Genomic DNA, 5703 nt, shown 5'->3' with positions numbered 1-5703 from the left:
GCCTTCGAGATATATCCCGACGTCGCGGCCAAGGCCTTTCCTGGCTGCCTGGCAAGCCTGTATCTTCGCCGCACCAAGGACGAGGGAACATGGATGAGGCGCATCGCGATCGGGTTGGGGATGATGGTGTCGGTGTTGGCTGCCCCGGCAGCGGCGATGACGTTCATGAAGGTGGACTACGTCTGCCCGATCGGTGGCGAACGTTTCAGCGCCCGCACGATGGGCTCGGGCACCTCTTTCGGACACTTCCTCGATGGCCGCGCCTATGGCGCGATCAAGTCGCCATGGCCGCTGGTGCAATGCCCGGGCAATGGCTTCGTGATATTCCGGGAGACATTCAGCGCCGATGAGGTCCGGGTGCTGGACGCCTACGTGCAGGGTGAGGAGTACCGGCGCATGCGCGAGAGCGAAACCAGTTACTGGCTGGTTTCACGGCTGATGCAGGCGATCGATGCCCCGGCGGACGAACAGGCCGGCGTGCTGCAGCGTGCCACCTGGCAGGCCTCGCCGGCGCAGTATCCGCGCTACGTGGCCGCGGCCGCGGCGGCCTTCGCCGAACAGTGCCCGGACCAACGCCCCGCCGCCCGGCGTGACCAGCGCTGGCTGCATTGCCAGATGATCCTGGGCGAATGGGAGCGCCGCCTGTCGCGCTTCGATGCGGCCCGTGCACGCTTCACCAGCCTGCAGCCGCAGGTGGCAGCGCTGGTGGTGGGCGAGGACAGCGAGCGGAATGCCCGGCAGTTCCGCGCCGAGATCGCCCAGCAGCTGCAGCTGATCGAGCAAGGCGACAACGCCGACACGGTGGCAGTCGATGCCAACGCACCGGCGCACAGGAGTGCTGAGGCCGCCACGCAGGAAAGCGCCGCCGCGGCCCAGGCGGCGGCCCAGGCGGCCGATGCGGCCGCCGCCGCAGGTGGCCGCAGGGATTGAGCGGGCGCGGGGGCGCCTTTCATTGGCCATGACACAGGGGAAAACCCGCAGTGAATGACGACAACCCGTATGCCGCGCCACAGAGTTCGCCGCAGCCGCCACCACTGCAGCACGCGCATGGCGACGACCGCTGCTGGCGCGACGGCGCGGAACTGCTGGTGCGCCCCGGCGCGGACCTGCCGCGTTCGTGCGTGAAATGTGGCGACCCGGCCAGCGAATATCGCAGCCGTACCTTCTACTGGCATTCGCCGTGGCTGTACCTGCTGATCCTGCTGCACATGGTGGTCTACCTGATCGTGGCGCTGATCGTGCGCAAGCCGGCCAGCCACCAGGTGGGCCTGTGCGCCAGGCACCAGGGCCAGCGTCGCAATTTCATCCTGATGGCGTGGTTGTCGCTGGTGCCGCTGATCGGTGGCTTCATGTTCGAGCGCGGCGGCATGATCCTGCTCGGCGTGCTGCTGTTCCTGGTGATGCTGTTCTGGGGCCTGCTCGGCATGCGTGTGCTCAAGCCGAAGAAGATCACCCCGGAACTGGCGGTCTATGCCGGCGTCTCGCCCCGGTTGCTGGCCTCGCTGCCCCGCTATCCCCACCGCCGCGATTGACCGTAGGTGCGCCCGGCCGCGTTGCCGGGCGATGCAGGCCGGATCTCAGCCGCCGCCCGTGGTGGGCGCGTGGTCGAGCAGGAACTGGCTGATTTCGCGGCGCAGCGGCAGGTCGTCGGTGGCGCGCGCGTAGGAGTCGGCCTGCAGCGCGTGATCGCGTGCGGCGTCGAGCTCCTCCAGGTTGGAGTAGCGCTCGGCCAGCGCCAGGCAGATCGAGGCCGCGTAGCCGGCGGCATTGGCCGCCGTCGCCAGTGGCAGGGCGCGCAGGTAGAAGCCGATCGCGGTGGGGTCATCACCGGTGAAATCGGCCAGCGTCTCCCACAGGAACGGGTGGTCACGGCCACTGCGGGCGGTGGCTTCGCAGTAGCGGGCCAGTTCGGCGTAATGCACCCGGACCGCCTCGTCGTCGCCGGCCTGGCCGGCGTCGATGATGGCATCGGTCAGTGCCACGACATGCGCGTGCATGTCCGGAGGAATGTTCATGGCGTCGGGAAGAAGGCGTGGGGACTGGATTCCATGGGCTCAGCCGGGCAGGCGCGGGAAGCCATGTTCGTCGCGCTCCTCGGCCACGGCCTGGTCCTGGATCTGCTGGCGCAGGTCACGGCGTTCCAGTGGCAGCGGGGTATCGCCACGGCGTTGGTGCAGGGCGTTGAGCAGGCATTGCCGCGCCAGCGCGTCCTCGCCCTGCGCAGCGAAACCCTCGCCCAGGGCTTCCCAGGCATCGGGGCCGGCGCCCTGCGCGATCGCGCGGTGCAGGAATTCCTCGGCCTGCGTCCATTGCCCCTGGCCGCGTGCCAGACGGGCCAGGGTCAGCAACAGTGCCGGGCTGGAAGGGTGCGACTGCAGCCAGCGCTGTGCACTGGCGCGACGCGAGTCCAGCTTGTCCACCGGCAGGGTGCCGTACAGCGTGACCAGCGCCTCGTCCCAGCTGCTGTCCAGCGTCTGTTCGATCACGCGCAGCGCCACGTCGTTCCAGTTCAACGCCACCGCGCGGCTGGCATAGCGCGCCACCGCCTGCGGCGACACGCGCAGGGTCTTGGGCAGCACTTCCCAGCGCGCGGCCAGTGCGTTCGCGTCAACGGCTTCGTCCAGCATCTGCAGGGCCAGCCGGGTTTCCAGCGCGGCCACCGCCGGCGGTGGCAGGGCCTGTTGCTGGCGCAGCGCGCCAAGTTGCCCGTAGGCCTCCTCGGCGCGACCGGCGCGGGCCAGCGCCTCGGTGCGCAGCGACAGCCCGCGTGGCGGCAACGGCTGGATGCCGGGCAGGTCCAGCGCAGTGATCGCTTCCAGTGGCTTGTCCAGTTCCAGCCAGCGCTCGGCGCTGTGCAGTGCGTGCAGGGTGGGGTCGACCGCGCCCAGCTGCTGCAGGTGCTGGCCGGCACTGGCGGCATCATCGCGGGCTTCGGCCGCACGCATCGCCGCGACCAGTGCGATCGGTCGCACCTCCTTCTCGGTGGCCGCGCTCTGCAGCAGCTTTTCGGCACGCTGCCACTGCCCGCCATCGAGCGCCTGCAGGCCATCGATCAGGCGGGCGCGTCCCTTGCCGCGGCGATGCCGTGCCCAGACGCGGAACGGCGTGCTCACCAGGGTCCACAGCAGCCACAGCAGCAACAGGACGATCAGCAGCGCAAGCACCGCCTGCGGCAGCGTGGCGATGTAGTCGTGGTTGCCCGCACGGACGATCACCTCGCCCAGCGCACGCACGGACGCCTGGCCCATCCACTGCGCACCGAAGATGCCCAGCGCGGCGACCAGCAGGACGATCAGCAGGGAACGGAAGGCTTTCATGGCGACTCCTTGGCCGCGCGCATGCTGCGCAGCTGCTGCAGGGTGCTGCCCAGTTCGGGAAGGGCGGGGCGCAGTTCCACCGCGCGCAGGGCCTTGAGCTCGGCGCGATGCTGCTGGCGTTGCGGCGAATCCGGCCACAGCCGCTGCAACCAGCCATCGATGCGGTCCAGCGCCTGCTGCCAGGCGGTGTCGTCACCGCGTTCAAGGGCGGCACGGGCCAGGCTCAACTCGATCTGCAGCGAGTCGGTGGCGGCCAGTCGCTCGGAGCGGGCGACCAGCACCGAGGCATCGGCCGGGCGGATCTCCACCAACGGGGAAAGCAGCTGCTGCCACCACGGCTGTTCGGCATCGGTCGCTGCGCGTGCCTGCTCGGGCAACTGCTCCAGGCTGGCCGCCCACTGGGTGAGCCGGTTGGCGGTGGTGGTGCGGACGCCCGGACCCAGCGCATCGACCGCGTTGCGCTCCTGGATCAGGGCCTGGCGCAGGTTGAGGTAGGCCGGGTCGTCGATGCTCTCCAGCACGCCGGCGGCCAAGGCATACAGACGGCGCGCACCGTCCAAGTCATCGGCATGGCTCATCCGCTGCCCGGCCTGGCTGAGCAACAGCTCGGCCTCCTCGCGGCGCAGCGCCTGCGCACCCTGGCGCGAGCTGTCGGCCAGGCGAGCCAGGTTTTCCTCCAGCAGCGCATTGCGCTGGCTCAGGCCCAGCACTTCGTCACGCAGCACGCGGTTGGTGGCGGCCGCGTCCTGGATGCTGCGGGCATTGGCGCGCTGGTCGCGGCGCAGGGCTTCCATGCTGTCCTGCAAGGCGGTCAGCTGGCGCGCGGCGTCATCGCGCGCCTGGTGGGCCTGTTGCTGCTGGGCCTGCCAGCCGCGATAGCCGAACCAGCCGGCGGCGGCGAGCACGCCGACCACGGCCAGTGGGATCAACCAGCGCAGCGGGCGCCGGGGCGTGGGAGCGGGGGAAACATCATTCATCGGGGCACAGCATCCTTGGCGGGCTCACCGGGGCCACGGACGGCGCGGCACCGGGTCATGCTGCAACAGGATGGCGGCGCGGGTGGATGCCTGCAAGCCACGCGCCGTACAGGCTCAGGCGCTGGCGTGACCTGCCGCCATCGCGGTGATCGCGCGCTGCGCGGCGCGGGCCAGCTGTGCCGGCAAGGGGCCGGCCGCCACGCTGGCATGCGTGAAGCCATGCGTGCGCGCCAGGGCGGCCAGGCGTTCGCTGGCGGCGACCACCGGCATCCGTTGCCAGCGCCGCAGCACCGCCGCCGGCAGCTGCGGCAACACCGTCTCCAGGGCCTCGCCACTGCTGAGCGCAAGCACGGTCGGGCCCTGCAGGGCTTCAAGCCGCTCGATGACGGCGGTACTGAGCGGCAGGCCGACGCGTTCGTACACATCCACCCGTTGCAGCGTGGCGCCGCGCTCGACGATCTGCGCGGCGATCATGCCGCGGCCACCGGGGGCGGTGACCAGCGCCACGCGCAGGCCCTGCAGGCCCTGCATGCGCGGCAGCGCCAGCAGGCCCTCGCTGTCCATGCGTTGCGGTGCCTGCACGTCGCGTGCGCCATGGCGGCGCAGCACCCGCGCGGTGCCTTCGCCGACCGCGACCACGCGGCCTTCGCCCAGTTCGGGCAGCGCCAGCAGGCGCGCGGCGGCCTCGGCGGCGGTCGGGCTGGTGAACACCAGGCGGTCGGCGGTCGCCGCATGGGCCAGCTGCGCACGGGTCAGGGTGTCGGTACGCAGGGCCACGCGCCAGGGCGAAAGTGCCAGCGTATGTCCTCCCAGCCGGGCAGCGGCGCTGCGCAGGGTGTCGTGCTGCCCCTGGGGGCGCAGGGAGATCAGGTGCCAGGCCGTGTCGGCTGGCACATAGGCGCGGCGGTTCATTCCATGCATTATGCGGGCGCTTTCCTGTCCGTGTGTTGCTTACTTCTTCCATGTCCGACGCTTCCGATTCCGCTGCACTGCTCGCGCAGGTGCAGGCCACCCTGGATGCCATGCCGCCGGTGGCCGCGATGAACATCCGCATCGCGGGTTATGAAAATGGCGTGCTGCGCATGCAGGCACCGCTGGCCGCCAACGTCAATGACAAGGGCAATGCCTTCGGCGGCAGCCTGGCCTCGGTGATGACCCTGGCCGGCTGGGCGCTGGTCAGCCTGCGCCTGGCATTGGCCGGCAAGCAGGCCGAGGTCTACGTCGCCGACAGCAACATCCGTTATCGCGCGCCGGTCTACGGCGACCTGCTGGCGGTCGCGCGGGCCGCGCCGGACCAGGATTGGGACGACTTCCTGGCCCTGTTCAACAAGCGTGGCCGGGCACGGATGACCGTGCGGGCCGAGATCGAGGGCGGTGCCGCCGAGCTGGAAGGGCGCTTCGTGGCCCTC

At 70.5% G+C, this 5703-nt stretch carries 7 protein-coding genes; 3 read left to right on the top strand and 4 right to left on the bottom strand.

All coding sequences use genetic code 11. The features are described from left to right. The coding region (locus tag VA603_RS08890; RefSeq protein ID WP_323438574.1) for a hypothetical protein at positions 1-930 on the top strand (930 nt) is incomplete at its 5' end. A 50-nt stretch (positions 931-980) separates the two neighbouring features. Further along, positions 981-1532, top strand: a complete 552-nt coding sequence (locus VA603_RS08885; protein WP_132862371.1) for a hypothetical protein — start codon at positions 981-983, stop codon at positions 1530-1532. A gap of 45 nt (positions 1533-1577) precedes the next feature. Here VA603_RS08885 and VA603_RS08880 read toward each other — a convergent pair whose 3' ends face one another. From VA603_RS08880 to VA603_RS08865, 4 genes are all read right to left on the bottom strand, one after another. Then, positions 1578-2015 carry a hypothetical protein gene (locus VA603_RS08880; RefSeq protein WP_323438573.1) on the bottom strand — a complete coding sequence of 146 codons (438 nt, stop codon included), beginning with the start codon at positions 2013-2015 and terminating at the stop codon, positions 1578-1580. Positions 2016-2054: 39 nt separating this feature from the next. Further along, entirely contained in the window at positions 2055-3317 is a 1263-nt protein-coding gene (locus VA603_RS08875) for a heme biosynthesis protein HemY (RefSeq protein WP_323438572.1), read from the bottom strand. Then, positions 3314-4294 carry a uroporphyrinogen-III C-methyltransferase gene (locus tag VA603_RS08870; protein ID WP_323438571.1) on the bottom strand — a complete coding sequence of 327 codons (981 nt, stop codon included), beginning with the start codon at positions 4292-4294 and terminating at the stop codon, positions 3314-3316. The genes VA603_RS08875 and VA603_RS08870 overlap by 4 nt, the downstream gene beginning before the upstream one ends. Before the next feature lie 114 nt (positions 4295-4408). Beyond that, complete coding sequence (locus VA603_RS08865) at positions 4409-5215, bottom strand: uroporphyrinogen-III synthase (RefSeq protein ID WP_323438570.1); 807 nt, start codon at positions 5213-5215, stop codon at positions 4409-4411. A gap of 41 nt (positions 5216-5256) precedes the next feature. On the opposite strand from VA603_RS08865, the gene VA603_RS08860 reads away from it, so the two are divergent. After that, the coding region (locus tag VA603_RS08860; RefSeq protein WP_323438569.1) for a YiiD C-terminal domain-containing protein at positions 5257-5703 on the top strand (447 nt) is incomplete at its 3' end.

This window comes from Stenotrophomonas capsici, from assembly GCF_034961085.1.
Classification (GTDB): Bacteria; Pseudomonadota; Gammaproteobacteria; order Xanthomonadales; family Xanthomonadaceae; genus Stenotrophomonas; species Stenotrophomonas capsici.
The sequence above is the reverse complement of the archived record's forward strand: the minus strand, read 5'-3'. Positions and strand labels throughout refer to the sequence as shown.

Excerpts from the sequence above, each read along its gene's own strand:
- VA603_RS08865 (WP_323438570.1), bottom strand. The coding sequence starts at position 5,215 with ATGCATGGAATGAACCGCCGCGCCTATGTGCCAGCCGACACGGCCTGG.
- VA603_RS08880 (WP_323438573.1), bottom strand. The coding sequence starts at position 2,015 with ATGAACATTCCTCCGGACATGCACGCGCATGTCGTGGCACTGACCGAT.
- VA603_RS08875 (WP_323438572.1), bottom strand. The coding sequence starts at position 3,317 with ATGAAAGCCTTCCGTTCCCTGCTGATCGTCCTGCTGGTCGCCGCGCTG.
- VA603_RS08870 (WP_323438571.1), bottom strand. The coding sequence starts at position 4,294 with ATGAATGATGTTTCCCCCGCTCCCACGCCCCGGCGCCCGCTGCGCTGG.